Source organism: Massilia glaciei (genome assembly GCF_003011895.2).
In the GTDB taxonomy this organism is placed as follows: Bacteria; Pseudomonadota; Gammaproteobacteria; order Burkholderiales; family Burkholderiaceae_D; genus Telluria_A; species Telluria_A glaciei.
This window is the reverse complement of sequence record NZ_PXWF02000009.1, coordinates 18,588-45,002: the sequence shown is the minus strand read 5'-3', so window position 1 is coordinate 45,002 and position 26,415 is coordinate 18,588. Positions and strand designations below refer to the sequence as shown.

The 26,415-nt window shown below is 65.5% G+C and carries 22 protein-coding genes; 15 read left to right on the top strand and 7 right to left on the bottom strand.

Translation table 11 applies throughout. From position 1 onward, the window contains the following. Positions 1 to 330 precede the first annotated feature (330 nt). From C7C56_RS00530 to C7C56_RS28505, 5 genes are all read left to right on the top strand, one after another. Entirely contained in the window at positions 331 to 900 is a 570-nt protein-coding gene (locus C7C56_RS00530) for a TRAP transporter small permease (protein WP_106755556.1), read from the top strand. Next, positions 897 to 2,177 (top strand): TRAP transporter large permease, encoded by a 1,281-nt coding sequence (locus C7C56_RS00525; protein WP_106755555.1) that lies wholly within the window; start codon positions 897 to 899, stop codon positions 2,175 to 2,177. Before C7C56_RS00530 ends, C7C56_RS00525 begins: the two co-directional genes overlap by 4 nt. Positions 2,178 to 2,478: 301 nt before the next feature. Then, complete coding sequence (locus C7C56_RS00520) at positions 2,479 to 3,024, top strand: methylated-DNA--[protein]-cysteine S-methyltransferase (RefSeq protein WP_106755554.1); 546 nt, start codon at positions 2,479 to 2,481, stop codon at positions 3,022 to 3,024. Then, positions 2,997 to 3,902 (top strand): site-specific tyrosine recombinase XerD, encoded by a 906-nt coding sequence (gene xerD, locus C7C56_RS00515; protein WP_106755553.1) that lies wholly within the window; start codon positions 2,997 to 2,999, stop codon positions 3,900 to 3,902. Before C7C56_RS00520 ends, xerD begins: the two co-directional genes overlap by 28 nt. A 76-nt stretch (positions 3,903 to 3,978) precedes the next feature. After that, positions 3,979 to 4,149, top strand: coding sequence for a hypothetical protein (locus tag C7C56_RS28505; RefSeq protein ID WP_181372958.1), 171 nt, complete (start codon positions 3,979 to 3,981; stop codon positions 4,147 to 4,149). A gap of 107 nt (positions 4,150 to 4,256) precedes the next feature. Here the strand turns inward: C7C56_RS28505 and C7C56_RS00510 are convergent, their stop codons facing one another. Then, positions 4,257 to 7,403, bottom strand: a complete 3,147-nt coding sequence (locus C7C56_RS00510; protein WP_106755552.1) for an efflux RND transporter permease subunit — start codon at positions 7,401 to 7,403, stop codon at positions 4,257 to 4,259. Between the two features lie 3 nt (positions 7,404 to 7,406). Beyond that, entirely contained in the window at positions 7,407 to 8,606 is a 1,200-nt protein-coding gene (locus C7C56_RS00505) for an efflux RND transporter periplasmic adaptor subunit (RefSeq protein ID WP_106755551.1), read from the bottom strand. Between the two features lie 438 nt (positions 8,607 to 9,044). On the opposite strand from C7C56_RS00505, the gene C7C56_RS00500 reads away from it, so the two are divergent. Beyond that, the gene (locus C7C56_RS00500; protein ID WP_106755550.1) at positions 9,045 to 11,525 is read left to right on the top strand and encodes a sensor domain-containing protein; all 2,481 of its coding nucleotides are present in this window, start codon (positions 9,045 to 9,047) and stop codon (positions 11,523 to 11,525) included. Between the two features lie 26 nt (positions 11,526 to 11,551). Here C7C56_RS00500 and C7C56_RS00495 read toward each other — a convergent pair whose 3' ends face one another. Next, positions 11,552 to 12,526: an endonuclease/exonuclease/phosphatase family protein gene (locus C7C56_RS00495; protein WP_106755549.1), complete on the bottom strand. Its 975-nt coding sequence runs from the start codon at positions 12,524 to 12,526 to the stop codon at positions 11,552 to 11,554. 102 nt (positions 12,527 to 12,628) lie between these two features. Between C7C56_RS00495 and ybaK the strand changes: the two genes are divergently transcribed. The 8 genes from ybaK (at position 12,629) to C7C56_RS28500 (ending at position 18,600) form a co-directional block, all read left to right on the top strand. Beyond that, positions 12,629 to 13,117, top strand: a complete 489-nt coding sequence (ybaK, locus tag C7C56_RS00490) for a Cys-tRNA(Pro) deacylase (RefSeq protein ID WP_106755548.1) — start codon at positions 12,629 to 12,631, stop codon at positions 13,115 to 13,117. A 204-nt stretch (positions 13,118 to 13,321) separates the two neighbouring features. Then, on the top strand, positions 13,322 to 14,005 hold the full coding sequence (gene plsY / locus C7C56_RS00485) for a glycerol-3-phosphate 1-O-acyltransferase PlsY (protein ID WP_106755547.1): 684 nt from the start codon (positions 13,322 to 13,324) through the stop codon (positions 14,003 to 14,005). Between the two features lie 88 nt (positions 14,006 to 14,093). Further along, positions 14,094 to 14,741, top strand: a complete 648-nt coding sequence (locus C7C56_RS00480; RefSeq protein ID WP_106755546.1) for a DsbA family oxidoreductase — start codon at positions 14,094 to 14,096, stop codon at positions 14,739 to 14,741. A gap of 1 nt (position 14,742) precedes the next feature. After that, positions 14,743 to 15,033 carry a DUF427 domain-containing protein gene (locus C7C56_RS00475; RefSeq protein ID WP_106755545.1) on the top strand — a complete coding sequence of 97 codons (291 nt, stop codon included), beginning with the start codon at positions 14,743 to 14,745 and terminating at the stop codon, positions 15,031 to 15,033. 216 nt (positions 15,034 to 15,249) lie between these two features. Next, positions 15,250 to 16,488: a CmpA/NrtA family ABC transporter substrate-binding protein gene (locus C7C56_RS00470; RefSeq protein WP_106755544.1), complete on the top strand. Its 1,239-nt coding sequence runs from the start codon at positions 15,250 to 15,252 to the stop codon at positions 16,486 to 16,488. A gap of 15 nt (positions 16,489 to 16,503) precedes the next feature. Then, complete coding sequence (gene ntrB, locus C7C56_RS00465) at positions 16,504 to 17,436, top strand: nitrate ABC transporter permease (protein ID WP_106755543.1); 933 nt, start codon at positions 16,504 to 16,506, stop codon at positions 17,434 to 17,436. Between the two features lie 2 nt (positions 17,437 to 17,438). Continuing rightward, entirely contained in the window at positions 17,439 to 18,245 is an 807-nt protein-coding gene (locus tag C7C56_RS00460) for an ABC transporter ATP-binding protein (RefSeq protein ID WP_106755542.1), read from the top strand. Positions 18,246 to 18,321: 76 nt separating this feature from the next. After that, positions 18,322 to 18,600, top strand: coding sequence for a hypothetical protein (locus tag C7C56_RS28500; protein WP_181372956.1), 279 nt, complete (start codon positions 18,322 to 18,324; stop codon positions 18,598 to 18,600). On the opposite strand, the gene C7C56_RS00450 is transcribed toward C7C56_RS28500, so the two are convergent. From C7C56_RS00450 to C7C56_RS00435, 4 genes are all read right to left on the bottom strand, one after another. Continuing rightward, the gene (locus C7C56_RS00450) at positions 18,573 to 19,418 is read right to left on the bottom strand and encodes an endonuclease/exonuclease/phosphatase family protein (RefSeq protein WP_106755541.1); all 846 of its coding nucleotides are present in this window, start codon (positions 19,416 to 19,418) and stop codon (positions 18,573 to 18,575) included. The genes C7C56_RS28500 and C7C56_RS00450 overlap by 28 nt on opposite strands. 149 nt (positions 19,419 to 19,567) lie before the next feature. After that, positions 19,568 to 20,608: a tRNA (adenosine(37)-N6)-threonylcarbamoyltransferase complex transferase subunit TsaD gene (tsaD, locus tag C7C56_RS00445; RefSeq protein ID WP_106755540.1), complete on the bottom strand. Its 1,041-nt coding sequence runs from the start codon at positions 20,606 to 20,608 to the stop codon at positions 19,568 to 19,570. A 54-nt stretch (positions 20,609 to 20,662) separates the two neighbouring features. Beyond that, on the bottom strand, positions 20,663 to 22,360 hold the full coding sequence (locus tag C7C56_RS00440) for a bifunctional protein-serine/threonine kinase/phosphatase (protein ID WP_106755539.1): 1,698 nt from the start codon (positions 22,358 to 22,360) through the stop codon (positions 20,663 to 20,665). Positions 22,361 to 22,523: 163 nt separating this feature from the next. Further along, the gene (locus C7C56_RS00435) at positions 22,524 to 23,738 is read right to left on the bottom strand and encodes a nitrate/nitrite transporter (protein ID WP_106755538.1); all 1,215 of its coding nucleotides are present in this window, start codon (positions 23,736 to 23,738) and stop codon (positions 22,524 to 22,526) included. A gap of 237 nt (positions 23,739 to 23,975) precedes the next feature. Between C7C56_RS00435 and nirB the strand changes: the two genes are divergently transcribed. Beyond that, positions 23,976 to 26,414: a nitrite reductase large subunit NirB gene (gene nirB, locus C7C56_RS00430; RefSeq protein ID WP_106755572.1), complete on the top strand. Its 2,439-nt coding sequence runs from the start codon at positions 23,976 to 23,978 to the stop codon at positions 26,412 to 26,414. The last annotated feature ends 1 nt before the right edge of the window (position 26,415 follow it).

Here is a 26,415-nt window from a genome sequence, read left to right as displayed (position 1 = left end):
TTTTGCGACGCGATTTCTGCAGCGAACCGTCATCCCCGCGAAGGCGGGGGCATGCTGATTTTGCGTACACGTGCCGGTAAAATTTTTTGGGCGGCGCGTAACTGCTTACTCAGCATGGGTCCCCGCTTTCGCGAGGATGACGGTAACTAAATTTTTGCGATGCGATTTCTGAAGCGAACTGATATCCCCGCTTTCGCGAGCATGACGGTAACTAGATTTTTTGCGACCCGATTTTTGCAGCAAACTGTCTTCCCCGCTTTCGCGGGGATGACAGTAGCGAAGTTCTGGCGGCACGATTTCTGCAGCGATTTAATAGCCCCGGAGTCCCCCATGAAATACCTCGACCACCTCGAAGAGTGGATCATCGCCTCCCTGATGGCGGCGGCCACGCTGATCATCTTCGTGGCCGTGCTGCACCGCTACCTGTCCGGCCTGCCCATCCCCCACGTGCAGGACGCGCTGATCGCCCTCAATTCCAGCTGGGCCCAGGAGCTGTGCATCTACATGTTCGTGTGGATGGCCAAATTCGGCGCCGCCTACGGCGTGCGCACCGGCATCCACGTCGGCGTCGACGTGCTGATCCTGCGCTTGAGCGAGCGCTGGCGCGCCAAGTTCATCGTCTTCGGCCTGCTCGCCGGCGCCGCCTTCACCGGCATCGTCGGCACCCTCGGCGCCGACTTCGTGTGGCACATGTCGCAAACCGAGCAAACCTCGTCCGACCTCGAAATCCCGATGTGGATCGTCTACCTCGCCATCCCGCTCGGCTCCTACCTGATGTGCTTGCGCTTTCTGCAGGTCATGGTCGTCTTCCTGCGAACCGGCGAACTGCCCAAGCACGACCACGGCCATGTCGCCGGGCTCGCGGACGAGATCGCCGCCACCAAGGGCGGTGCCGTATGAACTCGTTGATCATTTTCACGCTGCTCATTTTGCTCATGCTCACCGGCATGCCGATCTCGATCTCGCTCGGCCTGACGGTGCTGACCTTTTTGTTCGTGATGACCGACGTGCCGATCCAGTCGGTCGCGCACAAGCTGTTCACCGGCATCGAAAAATTCGAGATCATGGCGATCCCGTTCTTCATCCTGGCGGGCAGCTTCCTGACCAGCGGCGGGGTCGCCAAACGGATGATCAACTTCGCCACCTCGATGGTCGGGCACTGGCACGGCGGGCTGGCGCTGGCCGGCGTGCTCGCCTGCGCGCTGTTCGCGGCGGTGTCGGGATCGAGCCCGGCGACGGTGGTCGCGATCGGTTCGATCATCCTGCCGGCCATGATCGCCCAGGGCTACCCCAAACGCTTCGGCGCCGGCGTGATCACCACCTCGGGCGCGCTCGGCATCCTGATTCCGCCGTCGATCGTGATGGTCATGTATTCGGTCACGACCAACACCTCGGTCGGGCAGTTGTTCATGGCCGGCGTGGTCCCGGGCGTCATGCTCGCGTTCCTGCTGGGCCTGACGACGTGGTTTCTGGCGCGCAAGCACGGCTACCCGCGCATGCCAAAGGCGAGCTGGGCCAGCCGCTGGAGCGCCTTCCGCAAGAGCGCCTGGGGCCTGGCGCTGATCGTCATCGTCATGGGCGGCATCTATTCGGGCAAGTTCACGCCGACCGAGGCCGCCGCCATGGCCGCCGTGTACGCCTTCATCATCGCCGTGTTCGTCTACAAGGACCTCAAGCCGCGCCAGGTGTTCAAGGTGCTGCTCGATTCGGCCTCGCTGTCGGCGATGCTGCTCTACATCATCGCCAACGCGGTGCTGTTCTCGTTCGTCATGACCAGCGAGGGCATCCCGCAGGCGATGGCGGAATGGATCACCGGGCAGGGCATGGGCGTGGTGACTTTCCTGCTCGTGGTTAACTTGATGCTGCTGCTCGCCGGCAACGTCATGGAGCCCTCGTCGATCGTGCTGATCATGGCGCCGATCCTGTTCCCGGTGGCGATGAAACTCGGCATCGACCCGGTCCACTTCGGAATATTAATAGTGGTCAATATGGAGGTCGGCATGTGCCATCCGCCAGTCGGACTCAACCTGTATGTGGCGTCGGGCATCACCAAGATGGGCATCTCCGAACTGACCGTGGCGGTGATGCCGTGGTTGTGCACGATGCTCGCTTTCCTCGTGCTCGTGACGTATGTCCCCGAGATATCGCTTTGGTTGCCTAGACAGGTTTATGGTTGAAATTAATTTTGCATCCGTAGCATAAATGCCACGGACTGGCTTTTTAATTACGCTATGATAAGCACCTTCCTGATGCACCTTGTTAGTGCGCGGAAGGCGAAACACCAGTTTTTGGGTAGTAGTTGATAAGAGCACGGTAGTCCATACCGGGAAAACATCGAGGAGACACGCGTTTTACAGAATGCCGTTGGCCCAGCCAAACAGCCGGAAACGTGACCATATTTGAAACGCACCGCAAGGTGCGTTTTTTTTCGCCCATCGCTCCCGGAGCGGTCCGCCCGATTGGGGTAAACTGGCGCGCATGAAGACACCGAAAGCCCAAGCCGGCAGTGAATTGTTCACCGCGATCGTGGCCGCCCCGTTCGGCGCGGTTGGCATCCGCAGCGAGGCCGGCGCGCTGCGCGAGCTGGTCTGCCTGCCGCCCCATTTCGCCGAGAAGGACGCGGCCGACGCCGTCTCCGAACTGGCCGCGCGCCAGCTCGAGCGTTACCTGCGCGACCCCGACGCCGGCTTCGACCTGCCGCTGGCCAAGGTCGGCAGCGCGTTCCAGCACAAGGTCTGGGACGCGATCGCCTCGATCCCGCGCGGCTCGGTGCGCACCTACGGCCAGGTCGCCAAGCACATCGGCTCGGCCCCGCGCGCGGTCGGCCAAGCCTGCGGCGCCAACTGGTTCCCCCTGATCATTCCCTGCCACCGGGTGACGGCGGCGGGCGGCCTGGGCGGGTTTTCGAACCACGACGACGAAAACGGCTTCCACCTGGGCGTCAAGCGCTGGCTGCTCGCGCACGAATCGGTAGGCCTGGAATTTGCGGGCTCCCCATGGCAACAGCAGACAATCTTTCCCTGATCGACGCGTTTTGCGACAACCTCTGGCTCGAACAGGGGCTCGCCAAAAACACGCTCGAAGCCTACCGCCGCGACATGCGCCTGTTCGCCCGCTGGCTCGAGGTCGCGCGCCCGGGCCGGGACGGCCTGCACCAGGTGCAGCCGCACGACCTCGACGCCTATTTTGCGGCGCGCCACGAAGAGACCAAGCCCAGTTCGGCCAACCGGCGCCGCTCGGTGCTCAAGCGCTTCTACCAGCTCGCGCTGCGCCAGCGGCAGGTCGCGGCCGACCCCTGCCTGCGCCTGCCCACGGCCAAGCAGCCGCTGCGCGTGGTGCACACCCTGAGCGAATCCCAGGTCGAGGCGCTGCTCGCCGCGCCCGACGTCGACACCCCGCTCGGCCTGCGCGAGCGCACCATGCTCGAGCTGATGTACGCGAGCGGGCTGCGGGTGTCGGAGCTGGTCACGCTCAAGCTGGTCGAATTGTCGCTCAACGACGGCGTGCTGCGCGTCACGGGCAAGGGCGGCAAGACGCGCCTGGTGCCGTTCGGGCAGGAGGCGCGCCGCTGGATCGAACGCTACCTGCGCGAGGCGCGCGGCGTGATCCTCAATGGCCAGGTCGACGACGCCCTGTTCGTGACCGCGCGCGGCGGCCCCATGACGCGCCAGATGTTCTGGATCCTGATCAAGAAACACGCGCTCAGGGCCGAGATCCGCGCGCCGCTGTCGCCGCACACGCTGCGCCACGCGTTTGCGACCCATTTGCTCAACCACGGAGCCGACCTGCGCGTGGTCCAGCTTCTGCTCGGCCACTCGGATATTTCCACCACACAAATTTACACCCATGTTGCGCGGGAACGCCTCAAGCACCTGCATGTCGAGCACCACCCACGTGCTTAATTCAAATGGCCTTCGCATAAGTGGGTCATAATGCGGGTTCTGTACTCCTTTCTTATCGACAACCAAGAGGTGATTCATGGCTAAAACTAATTTCCAGTACGAAAAGCGGCAGAGGGAATTAGAAAAGAAGAAGAAGGCGGAGGAAAAAGCACGGCGCAAGCTCGAAACCAAGCCCGACGGCACCGGCGAGGCGAATGACACACCGGACGACGACGCCCCGGCGCCGGAAGCCGAAACACCGGCCTGAGCCACACCCTGAACGACGGTCGGCGCGCGCTGACCAGTCCCCTGAAGTAAAAAAACCCAGCCTGGTGCCCCGGCTGGGTTTGTTGTTGGCGCGGCCGGTTTCAGGCCTTAGACGAGTTCGGGGACCTTAGCGCCGTGTTCGCTTCCAGCGCGACCCTCGTGTTCTTCATGCCCGTCCCCGATGTCCGCGCCCTTGAACCAGCGCGCGGCGCGCCTGCCCAGGTTGTCCAGGTAGGTATAGGCGACCGGCACCACCACCAGCGTCAGCAGCGTCGAGGTGATCACCCCGCCGATCACCGCGCGCCCCATCGGCGCCTGGTTGCCGCCGCCGTCGCCCATGCCGATGGCCATCGGCAGCATGCCGAAGATCATCGCCAGCGTCGTCATCAGGATCGGACGCAGCCGCACCTGGCCCGCGTCCATGATCGCCTCGTGCTGGCCCTTGCCGTTGCGCTGGCCGTGGTTGGTGAAGTCGACCAGCAAAATCGCGTTCTTGGTCACCAGCCCCATCAGCATGACGATGCCGATCACCGAGAAAATGTTGAGCGTGCTGCCGGTCGCCAGCAGCGCGACCAGCACCCCGATCATCGACAGCGGCAGCGAGGCCATGATCGCGATCGGCTGCAGGAAGCTGCCGAACTGCGAGGCCAGCACCAGGTAGATGAAGATCACGGCGATGCCCAGCGCGGTCATCAGGCCGCCCATGGTCTCGGCCATCATCTCGGCGTCGCCGGCGACGTCGAAGCGCACGCCGTCGGGCAGCACCATGGCGTCCATCGCCTTTTTGATGTCGCCATGGACGTCGCCGTTCGGACGCCCCTCGATGCCGGCGTACACCGCCACCCGGCGCTCGAGCGCCTGGCGCTTGAGCACCTGCGGGCTGGTCGAGGGCACGAATTCGACCACCTGGCGCAGCGGCACCATGACCGGGTTGCCGTCGGCCGTCAGGCGGCTCGAGGCGACCGTCAACTCGCCCAGGTCGGCGATCTTTTCGCGGCCCGATTTGGGCAGTTGCACGTTGACGTCGTAGTTCTGGCCGTCCGGCGCGAGCCAGCGGCTGATCTGGTCGCCCGCCACGAACGGGCGCAGCGCGAGCCCGATCTGCTGGGTCGACAGGCCGAGGTCGCTCGCCATCTCGTTGTTGATCTTGACGATCGTGGCCGGGTTGGCGCCCTCCTGGCTGTACTCGATGTCGGCCACGCCCTTGATGGCGCGCATCTTGTCCATGAGCTTGCGCGCGGCGGCGTCGAGCTTGGCCTCGTCCTGGCCCAGGATGGCGATGAAGATCGGGCGCTGGCCCACCTGCAGGCTGATGCCGGCGATCGGCGCCAGGCGCGCGCGGATGGCTTTTTCGAGCTCCTTCTGCGAGCGCCGTTTGGTCTTGAGCACGTCGGTCAGCTTCAGGTTGATCTGGGCCGTGTTGCGCCCGTCGCGGGTGCCGACGTTGGACATGACGACGTCGATCTCCTTGAACTCGGACAGCGCCGCCTCGACCTGGCGCACCTTGGTGTCGGTGTACTCGAGGCTCGAGCCGACCGCCGTCTTGAAGCGCAGGCTGACGTAGCCGTTGTCGGTCTCGGGGAACATCTCGCCGCCGACCAGCGGGATCAGGGCCAGGCTGCCGACGAACATGGCGAGCGCGAGCGCCAGGGTCGCCTTGCGCCAGCGCAAAGCGAGCGCGAGCACCCTGCCGTAGCCGACGTGCAGGGCGTCGATGCCGCGCTCGATCTTCGCCATCATGCGGCCCAGCCACGGCACATACTTGAAGCGGTCCTTGACCGGGTCGCGCCAGACCGACGAGAGCATCGGGTCGAGCGTGAAGCTGACGAACAGCGACACCAGCACGGCGACCGCGACGGTGATGCCGAACTGGAAGAAGAAGCGCCCGATGATGCCGTCCATGAACGCGATCGGCACGAACACGGCCACGATCGCGAAGGTGGTCGCCATCACGGCCAGGCCGATCTCGTTGGTGCCCTCGTAGGCCGCCTTGAGGTGGCTCTTGCCCATGTTGTAGTGGCGCACGATGTTCTCGCGCACCACGATGGCGTCGTCGATCAGCAGGCCGATGCACAGCGACAGCGCCATCAGGGTCAGGAAGTTGATCGTGAAGCCGAAGTATTTCATCGCGATGAAGCTGGCCATGACCGAGATCGGCAGCGTCAATCCGGTGATGATGGTGCTGCGCCACGAATGCAGGAACAGGAACACGATGAGCATGGTCAGGACCGCGCCCTCGACGATGGTGCGCTTGACGTTGTCGACCTGGCTTTGCACGCGCTCGGACTGGTCTTCGAGGATGGTCAGCTTGATCTCGGTCGGCATGGTCTTCTTGAGGGACTCGACCGCCTTGCGGATGCCCTTGCCGACTACCACCACATTGGCGTCCTGGACCTTGGTCACCGACAGCGAGATGGCGCGCTTGCCGTTGATGCGCGAGATCGAGGACTCCTCCTGCTCGCCGTCGATCACGTCGGCCAGCTGGCTCAGGTAGACCGGGCCGCCGGCGCGGCGCGCCACGATGATCTGGTTGAAGCCGCGCGCGTCCTTGATCTTGCCCTCGACCCGGACCAGGTTCTCGCTGGCGCCGAAGCTGATGTTACCGGCCGGCAGGTTGGTGTTGGTGGTCTGGATCGCGCGCAGCACCTCGTCGACGCCGATGCGCTGGCTCGCCATCTGCTCGGGCTTGAGGCTGACCAGGATCTCGCGGTTGGTCTTGCCGTTGACGAGCACCTGGCCGACCCCGGCCACGTTCTGCAAGCGCTTGACGATGACCTGCTCGGTCAGGGTCGACAGTTCGCGCACGCTGCGTGTGTCGGACATCAAAATGAGCTCGACGATCGGCTGGGTGTTGTCGCCCTCGTCGCGCATCACGAACGGCTCCTTGGCCTCGCGCGGAAAGCTCGGACGCACGCGCGAGATGCGGTCGCGCAGCTCCTGCATGGTCTTGTCCATGTTGACGTTGAGCTGGAACTCGATGTAGATGCCGCTGCGGCCCTCCCACGAGTTGCTGCGGATGGTGCGCACCCCGGCCACGGTGTTGATCGCGTCCTCGAGCGGGCGGGTGATGTCGTTCTCGACCTGTTCGGGCGAGGCGCCCGGGTAGACGACTTCGACCGAGGCGAACGGCATCTCGACGGCCGGCATCGATTCGACCCCCAGGCTGCGGTACGAGAACAGGCCGAGCACCATCAGCGCCACCATGACCATGGTGGCGAAGACCGGGTTCTTGATACTGGTCTTGGTGATCCACATGGCTTAGCCTTTCGCGGCGAGGACGGCGGCCGCGACCGGCGCGGCCGGCGCGAGCTTGACCGTGTCGCCCGGTTTCACGCCGTCGAGCTTGGCGACGATCACGCGCGCGCCCTTGGCCAGGCCGGCGGTCACCTCGGCCAGCCCGGCGTCGTCGTTGCGCATGCCCAGCGTGACCGGCTGCGACACCACCTTGTCGCCCTCGATCGTGTAGACCACGTCGCGGCCCTTGTCCTTGCGCAGCGCGCCCAGCGGCACCAGCGGCATGGTGCGCGATTTGTCGGTCGTGATGGTGCCCTTGGCGAACATGCCGCCGCGCAGCGCGGCGTCGCTGTTGTCGACGCTGATATAGACCAGCATCGCGCGCGAGCCGCCGTCGGTGGTCGGGTTGATGCGCGCGACCCTGCCGGCGAAATTGCGCTGCTGGTAGCCGTCCACATGGAATTGCACCTCCTGGCCCACCTTGACGCGCGGAATCTCCGAGGCCGGCACCTGGGCCTCGAGCGTGAGCTGGCGCAGGTTGACGATGGTAAACACCGGCATGTCGGGCGAGGCCTTCTCGCCGGCCTGCAGATGGCGCTTGCTGACCACGCCCGACAGCGGCGCGTGGATGACGGTGTCGGCGACGGCGATGCGCGCGATGGCGCGCTGGGCCTGGGCCGCGTTCAGGCTGGCCTGGGCCAGTTCGACGCCGTTCTGGCTGGTGTCGTAGGCGTTTTGCGAGATGTAGTTCTGCTTGCGCAGCGACTCGCTGTTGGCGTTGTTCTTGCGCGCCATCGACAGGCGCGCGCTTGCTTCGTCGACGGCGGCCTGCGACTGCGCCAGCCGGGCCCGCTGGTCGGCGCTGTCGAGGCGGGCGATGACCTGGCCGGCGGCCACGCCCACGCCTTCCTGCACCAGCGTCTCGCGCACCACGCCCGAGGTCTTCGACTTGACCATGGCCTGGTTCAGCGGCACGAGCGAGCCCGACAGGGGAAGACTCATGCTGAGCTCGCGCGCCTCGATGGTCGCGACCTCGGCGCCGGCCAGTTCGAGGACAGGCGCCTGCTTGGCCTCTTTGGTCTCGGCCGGCTTGGCGGCGGGGCGCGTGGCCGCGTAGCAGCCGGCGGCCACGCCGGCCACGAGCAGGGCGATCACGGGGACGCGCCAGCGTTTTTTGCTGGCGGCGGGCTGGACTGGCGCGGACGGCAGGGTTTCTAGTTTCATGGTGTTGTTCTTGGCTAGTGGCAGGTGGGAGGGGGGCGCTTGTGCTCCTTCTTGAATGCAAGATGGAGCCCCAGGCGCATGTTGCCACTATAGGAAAACGGCTCCGGCGGCGCCAACGGAATGCGACGAGCAGGCGTTTTGGGACGCTGAAGCGCAAAAAAGCCGGATCGATCGCTTTTGTTCGCTCTGGTTCGCCAATGTTCGCCATGGCGGACCGCGCGCGCCGATTCCTTGTCCGTTTCTTGGTCGCTTCTTGGTCGCTTCTTGGTCGCTTCTTGGTCGTTTCTTGCTCGTTTATTGTAATACTGAAAATGTTCCACTTCCCCTGGCTTGTGCGCGCGCAAGCGGGCCCTGCCCCGCATCGTCAAAAATGGCAGATGCGCCTCGCTGCAACGGGGCGCGGCAAGCCGTCACCAGACCAAATAGAAAGGAAGCGCCGTGAGCGTCGACCCCACCGCTGCGCCGCCGGCGCCCGAACCGGAAGGCCAGGGCCGCGAGGCGCTCGAATTGCTGTACCGCTTCGTCGCCGCGATCGAGCTCACCCCCACGGTGGCCATGCACAGCACCGACCGCGAGGGCATCGTGCGCTTCTGGAACAACACCTGCGCCGAGCTGTTCGGCGTTCCCGCGCACGAGGCGCTCGGGCGCCCCCTGACCAGCCTGGGCGATCACATCGACGGCGGCACCGACTTCGGCGCCCTGATCGGCTCCATCTGGCAGACCGGGCACGCGCCGCGCCCGCGCGACTGGCGCCTGGTGCGCCGCGACGGCGCCGAGCGCTGGGTCTATTCGAGCCACTTCCCGGTCAACCGCAACGGCGCGCCGCAACAGGTGTTCTGCATGGAGATCGACATCACCGGGCGCAAGGTCGACGAGGCCGCGCTGATGCGCTCGGGCGCCAACTTCCGCCAGCTGTTCGCGCGCTCGACCGACGCCATCGTGCTCATCGAGGGGCACAACATCATCGACGCCAACCCGGCGGCGGCGGCGCTGTTCCGCTGCCCCGGCCCGCAAGACATGGTCGGCAAGACCCTGCTCGACTTCTCGCCGCCGGTCCAGCCCTCGGGCGAGTCGTCGCTGGCGCGCGACGCCGCGCTCGCGGCCCAGACTTTTCGGGACGGCAACCACCGCTACGAGTGGCGCTACCAGGCCTGCGACGGCCACGGCTTCTGGGCCGAGGTGCTGCTGACCTCGATCGCGCTCGACCACGAGTTGCTCTCGTACGCCGTGATCCGCGACATCTCCACGCGCAAGAGCGCCGAACACACGCTGGCCACGGCGGCCCAGGTGTTTGAAAACTCGCGCGACGCCATCCTGATCACCGACCAGCAGTACCGGGTGGTCGCGGTCAACGGCGCGTTCACCAGCATCACCGGTTTTTTGTCCGACGAGATCGTCGGGGTGCCGGTGCCGGGCCTGCGCTCCGGCGCGCACGAGCCGGCCTTTTACCAGCAGATCTGGGACTACGTCGTGGCCCACGAGCACTGGGAGGGCGAGGTCTGGAGCAATCGCAAAAATGGCGAGCAATACCCGGTGTGGGTGGCGCTCACGGCGATCCGCGACAGCGCGAACCGGATCTGCAACTACATGGCGATCCTGACCGACATCACCGACCGCAAGCGGGTCGAGGAGCGCACCCGCCACCTGGCCGAGCACGATTTCCTGACCGACCTGCCGAACCGCGTGCTGTTCCTCGACCGCCTGCACCAGGCGATCGCCAGCGCGCACCGCAAGAACACCAAGGTCGCGGTGATGTTCCTCGACCTCGACCGCTTCAAGTTCATCAACGACACCTACGGCCACCAGGCCGGCGACCTGGTGCTCAAGGAGGTCGCGCTGCGGCTCACGCGCTGCGTGCGCGAGGTCGACACCGTCAGCCGCCAGGGCGGCGACGAGTTCGTCATTATCCTGGCCGACATCGGCGGCGTCGACCAGGCCGCGCACGTGGCCGGCAGCGTGATGGCGGCGATCGCCCAGATCAACAAGGTGGGCGAGCACGACATCTCCCTGTCGGTGTCGATCGGCATCAGCATCTGCCCGTCCGACGGCGAGGACGCCGACACCTTGCTCAAGCACGCCGACGTCGCCATGTACCACGCCAAGCAGCGCGGGCGCGACGCCTTCCAGTTCTTCAGCCCCGAAATGAACGCCCATGTGATCGAGCGCGTGCAGATCGAAAACAACCTGCGCCATGCGCTCGCCAACGGCGAGTTCGTGCTCGAGTACCAGCCCGAGGTCAACATCGCGAGCGGGCGCATCATCGCCGTCGAGGCGCTGATCCGCTGGCGCCATCCCGAGCGCGGGCTGCTGCAGCCGGTTCAGTTCCTGCGCGTGGCCGAGGAGTGCGGGCTGATCGTGCCGATCGGCGAATGGGTGCTGCGCCAGGCGTGCGCGCGCGCGCGGCGCTGGCGCGACGAGGGCTTTCCGGTGGTGGTCGCGGTCAACCTGTCGCCGCTGCAATTCATCCACAACAACCTGGTGCACAGCGTCGACGACGCGCTGCGCCGCTCGGGCCTCGAGCCCGACTTCCTCGACCTCGAGATCACCGAGTCGGTCATCATGAACGGCAACGAGACGACCGTCACCACCGTCAACGCGCTGCGCGAGCGCGGGGTGCAGCTCACCATCGACGACTTCGGCACCGGCTACTCGAGCCTGTCCAACCTGCGCCGCTTTCCGCTGTCAAAGCTCAAGATCGACCGCTCGTTCGTGCACGACATCACGCGCGACCCGGCCGACGCGGCCATCATCCCGGCCATCATCGCGGTCGCGCGCAGCCTCAAGCTGCGGGTCATCGCCGAGGGCGTCGAGACGGCCGAGCAACTGCAGTTCTTGCGCATGCACGGCTGCGACGAATACCAGGGCGACTACGCGGGCCGGGCCTCGATCGACCCGGACCTTACAACCCGGCGCCGTTAAAGGACGCGTGTCTCAAGGCCGCGCGTTTAAAGTCCGCTCGTCTCAAGGCCGCGCGTCTCGTCGAACAGGCGGATGCGCGCGAGCACCTGGCCGTGGTCGGACGCCTGCGGCAGGCCGAGCACCAGATGGTCGTTCAGGTAGACCACGTCGACCACCTCGCCGATCGCGTTCGGCAAGTCCCCATGGAAATCCTCCGACACGAGGATATGGTCGATGGTGCTGTGCTGGCCCTCGTGCAGGCAGCTGAAGCCGACGTTGCGCAAGGGGTCGATCTGGCGCTGCGATTGGGCTGCGTCGAACAGGCGCTCGCCGAGAGGCCCGCCGGCGCCCATCACGATGCCGGTGGTGACGGCGTCGGCGACGTCGTTGAAATCGCCCAGCACCACGCGCGGGCGGCGGTGCTCGCGCGCCAGGTTGCACAACAGCACGCGCAGCGCCACGGCCTCGGTGCCGCGCCAGATCAGCGAGCGCAGGCAGGCCAGCGCGTACAGCTTGGCATCCTCGGCCGAGTCGCCGTTGCGATAGTCGGGGCGCTTCGACTTCAAGTGCAGCACGAACACGTCGACCGTGCAGTCGGGCGAGACCACCACGGCCGCGTGCAGCACGGGCCGCGCGAAATGGTCGGGGTCGCGGCTGTCGGCCGGCATCGATATGCCGTCTGGAAAGGCGCTGTGACTGGTGGCGGGCGCGGCCAGCGGCAGGCGCGACACCAGCGCCACGCTCGGCGTGAGCCGCTCGGCAAGCGGGTCGGGGTCGAAGCCGACGTGGACCGCGTCGCGGTAGTGCAGGGTGCGCGCGATCACCTCCCTGAGCACGCTCTGGGAAAATATCTCCTGGAAGCCGATCAGGTCGGCGTCGAGCAGGTCGATCTGGCGCGCCGTCCAGTCGAGCTTGGCTTCGTACTCCTCGACCGTCAAGAGCGGCAGGTTGTCGTACAGCCGCATGCCGGGCGGGGCAAGGTTGCACACATTGAAGGTGGCAAAGCGAATTTCTTGCTGCATAATAAGAAACTCCTCGTTGAATGTTTAGCGTAACACATGCGCCACGGGCGCTCTTGCCATGCCATCTTTCCAAGGAAAACGGTTGGCGTATTTTTGGGTGAAATGATGAAAGCGGCAAGCGGTCCGGAAACACAGGCGACGAAATTCCTGCGCGAACACGGCGTGGTGTTTTCGAGCCATCTATATGAATACGAGGAGCGCGGCGGCACCAACGCGTCCTCGCGCGAACTCGGCGTGGACGAGCACAGCGTGGTCAAGACGCTGGTCATGGAGGACGAGTCGGCCAAGCCGCTGATCGTGCTCATGCATGGCGACCGCAAGGTCTCGACCAAGGAACTCGCGCGCCAGGCCGGGTGCAAGAAAATCGAACCGTGCAAGCCGGAGGTGGCCAACCGGCACACCGGATTCCTGGTCGGCGGCACCAGCCCGTTCGGCACCAAGAAAAAAATGCCGGTGTATGTCGAGAAAACCATTCTGGATCTGCCCGAGATTTACATCAATGGCGGGCGCCGTGGCTACCTCGTGAGCATGTCGCCGTCGGAATTGGCCCGCTTGTTCGATCTTCACCTGGTCGAGGTGGCGCTGGCATAGCGCCAACCCAAGCTGCGGTATCGATATCCGATGCCGGTAGCTTGGCGTAGCCGCTACTTATACTGCTTGTCTCTTAGCCACCTCAATCACTGCGATGCCGGGCAGGCCATTTCCGGCCCTGTTCGCGCCGCTGTCGATGGTGTATATTCAGCGGCCCGCCGACGCTGCGCGGGCCGGACAAGAACATAGATAACGAGAGACAACATGACCACAGCCTTATTCACGCTCACAGCCTACCTGATAGGCTCGATTTCGTTCGCCGTCGTCATGAGCCACGTATTCGGCCTGTCGGACCCGCGCACCTATGGCTCCAAGAACCCGGGCGCGACCAACGTCCTGCGCAGCGGCAACAAAAAAGCGGCGATCGCGACCCTGATCGGCGATGGCGCCAAAGGCTGGCTCGCGGTGTTCCTGGCAAAAATGTTTGCCGATCGCTTCGGCCTGGGCGACATGGCCATCGCGCTCGTCGCGCTGGCGGTGTTTTTGGGCCACTTGTGGCCGGTGTTCTTCCGCTTTGTTGGGGGCAAGGGCGTGGCGACCGCGCTCGGCGTGCTGATCGGCCTGAACCCGTGGCTCGGCCTGGCCGTGCTGGTGACGTGGTTGCTGGTCGCCTATTTCTCGCGCTACTCCTCGCTGGCGGCGCTGTTCGCGGCCGTGTTGGCCCCGATCTACTACGGCCTGCTCGAGGGCGCGGATGCGCAATTCGGCGCCGTGGTCCTTATGAGCCTGCTGTTGGTCTTCCGCCACCTCAAGAACATCTCGAACCTGATCGCGGGCACCGAAAGCCGCATCGGCGGCAAGTCGGCCCCGGCCGCGCCCAAGGCGACGCCCAAAGGGACGCCCAATGCGGCCGGCAATGGCGCCAGGAACGGTCCGCGCAAAAAATAGGCGCTATTGAAATAGCAGCGCACGTGCCAATATAGACAGCTTGGGCCGCGCACCCTGCGCCGGCCATGGCTGAACAAGGCGGTGCCAGGTGAGCAAGCAGATCAAGATCGATTTCGTTTCCGATGTGTCGTGCCCGTGGTGCGTGATCGGCCTCAAGGCGCTCGAACAGGCCCTCGAGCAGGTCGGCGACGTCGCCACGGCCCGGATCCACTTCCAGCCGTTCGAGCTCAACCCGCGCATGGCGCCCGAGGGCCAGGACATCAACGAGCACCTCGCGCAAAAATATGGCGCGAGCCCCGAGCAGGCCGCAAAAACCCGTGAAATGATCCGCGCGCGCGGCGCCGAGGTCGGTTTCGACTTCGTGCCGGGCAAACGCGACCGCATCTACAACACCTTCGACGCCCACCGCCTGCTGCACTGGGCCGGCCTCGAGGGGCGCCAGCACGCGCTCAAGCTCGCCTTGTTCGGCGCCTATTTCACGCTCGGCGAAAGCCCGGGCGCGCACGATGTGCTGCTGCGCCTGGCCGGCGAGGTCGGGCTCGACACGGCCGAGGCGGCCCGCATACTGGCCGGCGACGACTACGCGGCCGAGGTGCGCGAGGCCGAGCAGTTTTACCAGCAGCAGGGCATCAGTTCGGTGCCGGCCATTATCATCAACGAGCGCCACCTGATCTCGGGCGGCCAGCCGGTGCAGGTGTTCGAACAGGCGCTGCGCCAAATCGTCGCAGGAGAATAAAATGCCAACCGCCACCTGGAACGGCGCCGTGATCGCCGAAGCGCGCGACGACGAGGTCGAGATCGTCGAAAACAATGTCTATTTTCTCATGTCGGCGGTGCGCCCGGAGTATCTGCTGCTGAGCGAGACGCAATCGTTCTGTGGCTGGAAGGGCACCGCCAACTACTTCAGCCTCAGCGTCGACGGCGCGCTCAACCGCGACGCGGTCTGGACCTACCGCAATCCGATGGCGGCGGCGAGCCAGATCGCCGGCCGCGTCGCCTTCTGGAAGAGCGTCAAGGTCGAGCGCTGAATTCCGGCGCGCTTGGCCGCACTCGTGCGCGCATTTTTGGTGCGCCGCACAACATCGGTGCTAAAAGCGGGCTTTTCGGCCCGTATTGACGCCATTTCCCCATCGTCTCCCCCTCAATTCCTGTTGGCACGCCAATTGCTGAAGGACTGGTAGCGGCCGGCGCGTCCCAAGCGCGCCGGCCAACCACAGCATCAGCCGATTGCCAACGAGGGAACTATGACGACCGATAACAACACGAATTTGATTCGCCGCAGCCTGATCAAAGCCGGCGCCGGCGTATCGCTGGGCGCGCTCGCCACCGGCGGGGTATGGGCCGCCGGCTCCGACAAACCCGAAAAGGAGGAGGTCAAGCTCGGCTTCATCCCGCTCACCGATTGCGCATCCGTGGTGATGGCCTCGGTCCTCGGCTTCGATAAAAAGCACGGCATCAAGATCGTTCTGAGCAAGGAATCGTCGTGGGCCAGCGTGCGCGACAAGCTCGTCAACGGCGAGCTCGACGCGGCCCACGTGCTCTACGGCCTGATCTACGGCGTGCAGATGGGCATCGGCGGGGCCAAGAAGGACATGGCCGTCCTGATGGGCCTGAACCACAACGGCCAGGCCCTCACGCTGTCCAAAAAAATCGCCGACGCCGGCGGCGTGGATGGCGCCTCGCTCGCCAAGCTGATGCAAAAGGACAAGCGCGAGTACACCTTCGCCCAGACCTTCCCGACCGGCACCCACGCGATGTGGCTGTACTACTGGCTCGCCAGCTACGGCATCAATCCGTTCAAGGACGCCAAGGTCATCACCGTGCCGCCGCCGCAGATGGTGGCCAATATGCGGGTTGGCAATATGGACGGCTTTTGCGTGGGCGAACCGTGGAACCACCGCGCCATCGTCGACGGCATCGGCGTGACCGCCGCCACCACCCAGGACATCTGGAAGGACCATCCCGAAAAGACGCTCGGCACCACGCTCGAGTGGACCAAGAAATACCCGAACACGGCGCGCGCGCTGATCGCCGCCGTGCTCGACGCGAGCAAGTGGATCGACGCCTCGCTCGCCAACAAGGTCAAGATGGCCGCCACGATCGCCGAAAAATCGTACGTCAACACCTCGGTCGACGTGATCAACCAGCGCATCCTCGGACGCTACCAGAACGGCATGGGCAAGACCTGGGACGACCCGAACCACATGAAGTTTTTCAACGACGGCAGCGTCAACTACCCGTACCTGTCGGACGGCATGTGGTTCATGACACAGCACAAGCGCTGGGGCTTGCTCAAGGGCGAGCCGGACTATCTGGCCGTCGCCAAATCGGTCAACCAGGTGGAGCTTTACACGCAGGGGGCGGCCATGGCCAAGGTCAGCGTGCCGAAGTCGCCTATGCGCGCCGTGAAGATGATCGACGGCACGGTATGGGACGGCAAGAACCCGAAGGCCTACGCCGCCTCCTTCAAGATCAAAGCCTAAGCAAAGGAGTTTGCCATGAATGCAGTAGTGGACCCCACGATGCTCTCGCCCGCGGCGGGCGACAAGGTCGCCTCCGACAAGGTGGCATCCGACAAGGTGGCCTCCGAAGAACCGCGCCGCAGCGTGCGCCTGGCCAACCAGGGCTACCGCATGGGCGGCGGCAAGTCGCCTCTGCGCGGCTTCACGCTGGCGGTGTTGCCGCCCGTGCTAGGTCTGGCGTTCCTGGTGCTGGTGTGGCAGCTCATCGCCAGCCGCAACAGCGCCTTTCCGACCCCGATGGTGACCTGGGAAGCGGCGCTCAAGCTGTTCGCCGACCCGTTCTACAGCAACGGGCCGAACGACCAGGGCATCGGCTGGAACATCCTGGCATCGCTCAAGCGCGTGGCCATCGGCTTCGGCCTCGCGGCGGCGGTCGGGATCCCGCTCGGCTTCATGATCGGGCGCTTCAAGTTTTTGTCGGGCATGTTCAATCCGATCATCAGCCTGCTCAAGCCGGTCTCGCCGCTGGCCTGGCTGCCGATCGGGCTGCTCGTGTTCAAGTCGGCCGATCCGGCCGCGATCTGGTCGATCTTCATCTGCTCGATCTGGCCGATGATCATCAACACCGCCGTCGGCGTGCAACGGGTGCCGCAGGACTACATGAACGTGGCGCGCGTGCTCAATTTGTCGGAGTGGAAGATCTTCAGCAAGATACTGCTGCCGTCGGTGCTGCCCTACATGTTGACCGGCGTGCGGCTGGCCATCGGCACCGCCTGGCTCGTGATCGTGGCGGCCGAAATGCTCACCGGCGGGGTCGGCATCGGGTTCTGGGTCTGGGACGAGTGGAACAATCTGAACGTGCCGCACATCCTCATCGCGATCGGTATCATCGGCGTGGTCGGGCTCGCGCTCGAGCAGGCACTGGTGGCGCTGGCCAAGTCGTTCGCCTACGAAGAAACGGGGTCGTAAAAATGAACAAGCATAAATATATCGAAGTGCAGCACGCCGAGATGGTGTTCGAGACCAAAAAGGGCAGCTTCCACGCGCTCGCCGACGTCAACCTGACGATCGAGCAGGGCGAGTTCACCACCCTGATTGGCCACTCCGGTTGCGGCAAGTCGACGCTGCTCAACCTGCTTGCCGGCTTGACCACGGCGAGCGAGGGCGTGCTCCTGTGCGGCGGGCGCGAGATCGCCGGCCCGTCGCCCGAACGCGGCGTGGTGTTCCAGAACCACTCCCTGCTGCCCTGGCTCACCTGCTTCGAAAACGTCCACCTCGCCGTCGAGCGCGTGTTCGGCGCCAGGGAGTCGGGCGCGAAGTTGCGCGAGCGTACCGCGGCGGCGCTGGCGCTGGTGGGACTCACGCCGGCGGCGGGCAAGCGTCCCAACGAGATTTCGGGCGGCATGAAGCAGCGCGTGGGCATCGCGCGCGCGCTGTCGATGGAGCCCAAGGTCTTGCTCATGGACGAGCCCTTCGGCGCGCTCGACGCGCTCACCCGCGCGCACTTGCAGGACGAGCTGATGCGCATCGTCGCGCAGACCGGCTCGACTGTCGTGATGGTCACGCATGATGTCGACGAGGCGGTGTTGCTGTCCGATCGGATAGTGATGATGACCAACGGGCCGGCGGCGACCATCGGCGACATCGTCCAGGTGCGCCTGGCGCGCCCGCGCGACCGGGTCGCGCTCGCGCACGACCACCTGTATATAGAGTACCGCACGCGGGTGCTCGAGTTTTTGTACCACCGGCAGGCGCGGCCGCAAAAGGACGCTGCCTGATTGCAGTTCCCGGCTCAAACGTTCGAAATGTGTATGTAGGCAAGCTCAGCATGGGGCAAACGCATGCGTTTGCCCCATGCTGAGCATGCAGCTATGCGCCTTCAAAAAATTTAGTCGCGCAGTTCCCGGCTTGAAGGTTCAAAATGCGTGTATAGGCAAGCGCTGTATGGGTCCCCGCTTTCGCGGGGATGACGTGCTGGTGGTGCTGGTGCTGGTGCTGGTGCTGGTGCTGGTGCTGGTGCTGGTGGTGGTGGTGCTGGTGCTGATGCCGCAGCCCGAAATTGGAAGACATATAGCGGCCAGTTGCAGGAATGACGTTGATGCGCATCAGGTGATGTCGAGCACGATCGGTTGATGGTCCGAGGCCGAGGTCTCGGACTGCACCTCGACTTCGATCAGGCGCGGCAGCAAGTCTTGCGTGACGAAAAAATAATCGTAGCAATCGGCTTTTTCAGGCCAGCGGAAACCATGCAGGCCGGCCGTCGGCGCGCGCGCGATCGCCGGGTGGCGGTGCCGCCAGGCGTCGACCAGCGGCAGCGCGCCGTTGTCGTCGGGCGCGATCAGCGCCTGGTAGTCGTCCGACTCGGGCGTGCAGTTGAAGTCGCCGCAATAGATGGCCGAACCGGGCCGGTAGCCGAGCTGGTACGGCGGATCAAGGCTGGGATCGGGCTGGAAAATGCGGGCCCGCTCGCAGGCCTCCCAGTGCAGGTATTTGAGGTGCCGGATCTGCGCCATGCGCTGGACTGGCGAATGGTATTCGAGGTGCGTGGTCAGCACCCGGACCTTGCCGCCGGGCGCGTCGATGACGGCTTCGATCATGCCGCGAGGCATGCCGGCGGGACTCGCCGCGTCGGGCGGCCACGGCAGCGAATGGCGGTGCACCTGGGTGATGCGGAATTTGGACAGCAGCAGGTTGCCGAACAGGCGCGGCATGTTGTTTTTGTAGATTTCGCTTGTCGGTTCGATCACGGGCTGGTAGCCGCCGAACGCGCCGGCGAGCTGGCGGAACTGGTTGGCGCTTGCGTTGCCTTCGAGATCGGCATGATTGGATGCGACCTCCTGCAGGCAGATAACATCGGGATTTAACTTGCGCAGAACGTCGATGATCGCGTGGATCCGGATGCGGCTGTCTTTGCCGCACCCCCAATGAATATTCCAACTTATTACGCGCATAGATACCTCCGGAAAAACAAAACCGGCCGAGTTTGCCATCTTTTTTCAAATGACGGTCACACGGTAGGATCAATTTCGGGCCGGTGAGTTCAGCGCGTGTTCAACACGCGTTCAACGCGCGTTCAACACGCGTTCAATAAACCCGACGCTCAGACAACCTTGATTTCGTCGAGCGGCCAGCGCGGGCGCACATTGAAGGCGTAGTCGCGTTGCGCGGCGTGCGGGTTGATCTGCAGGCGCATGGCGCCGGCGAACGCGATCATGGCGCCGTTGTCGGTGCAGAACTCGAGTTCGGGGTAGTAGACGCGGAATTTTTTGGCTTTGGCGGCCGCGTTGAGCGAGGCGCGCAATTGCGTGTTGGCGCCGACGCCGCCCGCGATCACCAGCCGCTTGAGGCCGCTGTGCTTGAGCGCGCTGACGCATTTGGCCGTGAGCACGTCGACGATGGCGTCGACGAAGCCGCGCGCGATGTCGGCTTTGTCCTGCTCGCAGATGTTGGCGGCGAGTTTCTGTTCGTGCTTTTTCACAACGGTGAGCACCGCCGTTTTGAGGCCCGAGAAACTGAAATTGAAGTCCTTCGAATGGAGCATCGGGCGCGGCAGCTTGTACGCCGCCGGGTCGCCGAATTCGGCCAGCCGCGAGATCGCCGGTCCGCCCGGATAACCGAGGCCGAGCAGTTTGGCCGACTTGTCGAAGGCCTCGCCGGCGGCGTCGTCGAGCGTCTCGCCCATGAGTGTGTACTGGCCCACGCCGTCGACCCGCATCAGTTGCGTGTGTCCGCCCGAGACCAGCAGCGCGATGAACGGGAACTGCGGCGGCTCGCTCGCCAGCAGCGGCGACAGCAGATGGCCCTCGAGGTGGTGCACGCCCAGCACGGGACGGTCGATCGCCAGCCCCAGGCTGCAGGCGATCGAGGAGCCGACCAGCAGCGCGCCGGCCAGCCCGGGCCCCTGGGTGTAGGCGATGGCGTCGATCTCGGACAGCGCCACGCCGGCCCCGGCCAGGGTTTGCTCGAGCAGCGGGATGGCGCGCCGGATGTGGTCGCGCGAGGCCAGTTCGGGCACCACGCCGCCGTACTCCTCGTGCATGGCCACCTGCGAGTGGAGCGCGTGGGACAGCAGGCCGCGTTGCGTGTCGTACAACGCAAGGCCGGTTTCATCGCAGGAGGATTCGACGCCGAGGACAATCATGGGGCACAGACGGTGGTGGGGACAAGGCGCCATTGTAGCGCAGCGGCCGCGGCCTCACCGCCCGAGCAGGTACAGCAGGACCAGGTTGCCGGCGATCGCGAGCAGCGCGATCGCGCGCCACATGCCGGCCGGGTTGCGCGTGGCCAGCGGCGGGGCGGCGCGCGCCGGCAGCGGGCGCGCGGCGCCGCGTTCGAGCGCGAGCAGGAACTCCTCGGCCGTCTCGAAGCGCTCGACCGCCTCGCGCGCGAGCGCCTTTTGCAGCACGTGCCAGAGCCACAGCGGCAGGTCGGGGCGGTAGCGGCTGGCGCCGATCGGCTCGCCGAAGCGCGGGCGCTGGAACGGCTCGACCTCGCCGTACGGGTAGTGGCGCGTGAGCGCGAAGTACAGCGTGACGCCGACCGCGTACAGGTCGGTGGCGGCGCAGGCGGGGGCGTTGTCGAACTGCTCGGGCGCGAGGAACGAGGGGGTGCCCGCTTGCGGCGCGGCGCTGCCGGCGTCGATGCCCGATTGCGCCACGCCCAGGTCGAGCAGGCGCAGTTGGCCGTCGGCCCCGAGGTGGACGTTGTCGGGCTTGATGTCGCGGTGGATGATGCTGCGCCGGTGCAGCGCGCCGACCGCGCGCACCAGTTGCTCGCCGAGCGCGATCACCTCGGGCACGGTGAAGTGCTGGCCGCCCTCGAGCCGCTGCGCGAGCGTGGCGCCGTCGTGCCAAGTGGTCAGATAGTACAGGTGGTTTTTTTGCGCGGGCGTGATCACCTGCGGGAAAAAGCGCGCCACCGCGCGCCGCGCCAGCCACTCCTCGTGCGCGAACGCGGCCAGCTCGAGCGCGTCGCCGGCGCGCGCGCTTTGCAGCGTCTTGAGCACCAGCGTGCGCCCGCCTTCGGCCGTCTCGGCCACCTTGTAGAGCACCGTGCCGGCCGACGCGTGCAGCATCCGCTCGACCCGCAGGCCCTCGAACAGCTGGCCCGGGCGCAGCGGCGGCGGCAGCGGCAGCTGCCGCATGCTCGAGAGGCTGTCGCGCAGGTCCTGCTGCGGCAGGCCATCGACCCGCATGACGAGCGCGCTGAGGTTGTCGCCGCTGCCGCCCTCGAGCGCGGCGTCGAGCAGCGCGTCGGCGCAGGCGTCGTTGTCGCATTCGCCCAGCGCCAGGCGGCCGAGCTGGAAGGCGAGCTCGTACTCGGTGGTGGCGGCCCAGACGCCGTCGCTGGCGAGCAAAAACACGTCGCCCGCGTGCAGCGGGCCCATGCCGTGGTCGATCGTCAGTTGCGAGTCCAGGCCGATGGCGCGCGTAAGCACATGCTGCATCTCGGGCCGGTCCCACACGTGGTCGGTGGTCAGGCGCGTGAGCGCGCCGGCGCGCAGCAGGTACAGGCGGGTGTCGCCCACGTGCGCAAAATAATAGAAGGTGCCGCGCAGGACCAGGCAGGTCAGCGTGGTGGCCATGCCCGACAATTCGGGGCGCACCGTGCCCTGCTGCTGGACCCAGCTGTTGGTGGCCTTGAGCACGCGCTCGAGCGCCTGCGCGACGGACCAGGTGTCGGGCGTGGCGTAGTAGTCGGACAGCAGGCCGCGCACCGTGTACTCGGACGCCTCGCGCCCGCCGTCGTTGCCCGAGACGCCGTCGGCGACCGCCGCCAGCACGCCCTTGGCGCTGCGCTCGGGTTCGTCGGGCGTCACCATCCCGACGAAGTCCTCGTTGCGTTCGCGTTTGCCGCAGCGCGTGGCGTGGCCGGCGGTGATGGTCAGGGTCATGCGTTGAGCCGTTATAGTTACATCGTCCTCGCGGATGGCTCGGCGCCCCCGCGTTGACCCATAGAACGGTGGCGTTCTATGGGTCCCCGCCTTCGCGAGGACGACGTTGATTTAGGTTTTTTGGCAATCGTACTTCGCGATTTTTACATAGTCCACATTGTAATCACACCTTGGCGGCCGTCATCGCGGCGCTGCCCCAGGTGGTGCGCCAGCGCGTCTTGACCACCGACAGGCCCAGCAACGCGATGATGGCCAGCGCGGCGAACACGATCAACCCCATTTGATAGCTGCCCGTGAGCTGGCGCGACAGGCCCAGGCTCGAGGCGAGGTAGAAGCCGCCGATGCCGCCGGCCATGCCCACCAGCCCCGTCATCACGCCGATCTCCTTGCGGAAGCGCTGCGGCACCAATTGGAACACCGCGCCGTTGCCGGTGCCCAGCGCGAGCATCGCGACCACGAACACGGTCACCGCCGCGGTTGGGGACTTCATGCCCATGCTTGCCACCAGCAGCGCCGCGGCGGCCACCGCGTACATCATCGACAAGGTCTTGATGCCGCCGATGCGGTCGGCCAGCAGGCCGCCGAGCGGGCGCACCACCGAGCCGGCGAACACGCAGGCGGCCGTGAGGTAGCCGGCGGTTACCGGCGACAGGCCGTACTCGCCGTTGAAGTAGATCGTCAGCGACGAGGCCAGTCCCGCGAAGCCGCCGAAGGTGACGCTGTAGAAGAACATGAACCACCAGGCGTCCTTGTCTTTGAGCACGCGCAGATATTCGGGCAGCGACTTGGGCGGCGGCGCCGTCGGCGCGTCCTTGGCCATGGTCAGGTACACGATCAGCGCGACCCCGAGCGGAATCAGGCACAGGCCGAACACGTTCTGCCAGCCGAAGGCGATCGCCAGTCCCGGCGCGAACAGGGCCGCGAACGCGGTGCCCGAATTGCCGGCGCCGGCGATGCCCAGCGCGGTGCCCTGGTGCTCGGGCGGATACCAGCGCGAGGCCAGCGGCAGCGCCACCGCGAAGGCGGCGCCGGCCACGCCGAGCAGCACGCCGAGCGCGATCAGGCTGGCGAAGCTGTCGAGCGTGGTTTGCCAGGCCCACAGCAATCCGAGCATGACGATCACCTGGCCGATGGTGCCGGCCTTTTTCGGTTTCAGATGGTCGACCAGCACGCCCATCACGATGCGCAGCAGCGCGCCGGCCAGCAGCGGGGTCGCCACCATCAGGCCCTTCTGCGCGGGAGACAGGCCGAGCGATGCCGAGATCTGCACGGCCAGCGGGCCGAGGATCACCCACACCATGAAACTGAGGTCGAAGTAGAAGAAGGACGCGAACAGGGTCGGCGTGTGTCCGGCTTTCCAGAATGAGGTTTTTGCCATTGGGTGTCTCGCTATGATTGGTGGTGGTTGGGGCTGTCAATGCAAGTGCCATGCCACCGCGCGCTTCCCGTGGCGCGGCCGCGCGTGCACCAATAGCGGGCGGGACTTTCGCACCAATAGTGGGCGCGCCTTTCGCACCGCGGCGGTGCGAAGGCGCCCCCAAGCCGCCCCCAAGCCGCGAAATCGGCTGGCATCGCTTTTGCTTATAGGGGAGGGAGCCTTTTGATGGAGACGGTCATGAAGAAGTTAAAGCTGGTGATGGTTGGGAATGGGATGGCGGGTGTGCGCACACTCGAAGAACTGCGCAAGATTGCGCCCGACCTGTATGAGATAACGGTGTTTGGCGCCGAGCCCTACGCCAATTACAACCGCATCCTGCTCTCGCCGGTGCTGGCGGGCGAGCAGACGGTCAAGGACATCATGCTCAACGATGTCGACTGGTACGAGGAAAACGACATCACCCTGCACCTGGGTAAAAAGATCGTCAAGATCGACCGCGTCAAGCGCGTCGTCATCGCCGACGACGGCACCACGGCCGAATACGACCGCCTGCTGCTGGCGACGGGTTCGAACCCGTTCATGCTGCCGGTGCCGGGCAAGGATCTGAAAGGGGTGATCGCCTACCGCGACATCTACGACACCAACACCATGATCGAGGCGTCGCAAAAGCACACGCACGCGGTCGTCATCGGCGGCGGCCTGCTCGGACTCGAGGCGGCCAACGGCCTCAAACTGCGCGGCATGGTCGTCACCGTGGTGCACCTGCCGGGCTGGCTGATGGAGCGCCAGCTCGATCCGGTCGCCGGCAAGATGCTGCAAAAGTCGCTCGAGGACCGCGGCCTCAAGTTCCTGCTCGAGAAAAACACCAAACAGATCATCGGCGATGCCGACGGCCAGGTGCAGTCGCTCGAATTCACCGACGGCCTGGTCATTCCGACGCAACTGGTGGTGATGGCGGTCGGGATCCGCCCCAACACCGAGCTGGCCGAGTCGTGCGGCCTGCACTGCAACCGCGGCATCGTCGTCAGCGACACCATGCAGACGTTCGATCCGCGCATCTATTCGGTCGGCGAGTGCGTCAACCACCGCGGCACCGTGTACGGCCTGGTCGCGCCCCTGTTCGAGATGGCCAAGGTGTGCGCCAACCACCTGGCAAACTTCGGCATCGGCCAGTACAAGGGTTCGGTCACCTCGACCAAGCTCAAAGTGACCGGCATCGATCTGTTCTCGGCCGGCGAATTCATGGGCGGCGAGGGCACCGAGGAGATTTTGCTGTCGGACCCGATCGGCGGCGTCTACAAGCGCCTCGTGATCAAGGACGACAAACTGATCGGCGCCTGCCTGTACGGCGACACGGTCGACGGCAGTTGGTACTTCAAGCTGCTGCGCGAGGCCAAAAGCATCGCCGAGATCCGCGACTCGCTCATGTTCGGCGAGTCGAACACGATGCGTCCGGGCGACGTCGGCCACGAGGGCTTCACCATGGCCGCCGCCATGCCCGACACCGCCGAGGTGTGCGGCTGCAACGGCGTGTGCAAGGGCACCATCGTCAAGGCGATCAAGGAGCAGGGCCTGTTCACGATCGAGGACGTGCGCAAGCACACCAAGGCCTCGGCCTCGTGCGGCTCGTGCACCGGGCTGGTCGAACAGATTCTGATGTTCACCGCCGGCGGCGATTTTTCGCTCTCGACCAAGGCCAAGCCGATGTGCGGCTGCACCGACCACACGCACCAGGAGGCGCGCGACGCGATCCGCGCCGAGAAGCTGGTGACCATCGCCTCGGCCATGGAGTTCCTGGCCTGGCGCACCCCCAACGGCTGCGCCTCGTGCCGCCCGGCGCTCAACTACTACCTGATCTCTACCTGGCCGCACGAGGCCAAGGACGATCCGCAGTCGCGCTTCATCAACGAGCGCGCGCACGCCAACATCCAGAAGGACGGCACCTTCTCGGTGATCCCGCGCATGTGGGGCGGCCAGACCACGGCCAAGGACCTGCGCCGCATCGCCGACGTGGTCGACAAGTACGCCATTCCAAGCGTGAAGGTCACCGGCGGCCAGCGCATCGACCTGCTTGGCGTGAAGAAGGAGGACCTGCGCAACGTCTGGCAGGACCTCGGCATGCCGAGCGGGCTGGCCTACGCCAAGGGCCTGCGCACCGTCAAGACTTGCGTCGGCAGCGAGTGGTGCCGTTTCGGCACCCAGGACTCGACCCTGATGGGCCAGCAGCTCGAGCGCGAGCTGTGCCTGATGTACGCGCCGCACAAGGTCAAGATCGCGGTCTCGGGCTGCCCGCGCAATTGCGCCGAGTCGGGCATCAAGGACGTCGGCGTGATCGGCGTCGATTCGGGCTGGGAGATCTACGTGGGTGGCAACGGCGGCATCAAGACCGAGGTCGCGCAGTTCCTCTGCAAGCTCAAGACGCACGAGGAGGTCATGGAATACAGCGGCGCGTTCCTGGAGCTGTACCGCTCCGAGGGCTGGTACCTCGAGCGCACCGTGCACTACATCGCCCGCGTCGGTCTCGAGCACGTGAAGAAGCACGTGGTCGAGGACGCGGAGAATCGCAAGGCGCTCTACGCGCGCCTGCAGTTTGCGCTCGAGGGCGAGCCCGATCCGTGGCACCAGCCGGTGGAAGCGATGGTCGACACGCGTCAGTTCGATCCACTGACCGCTTAAC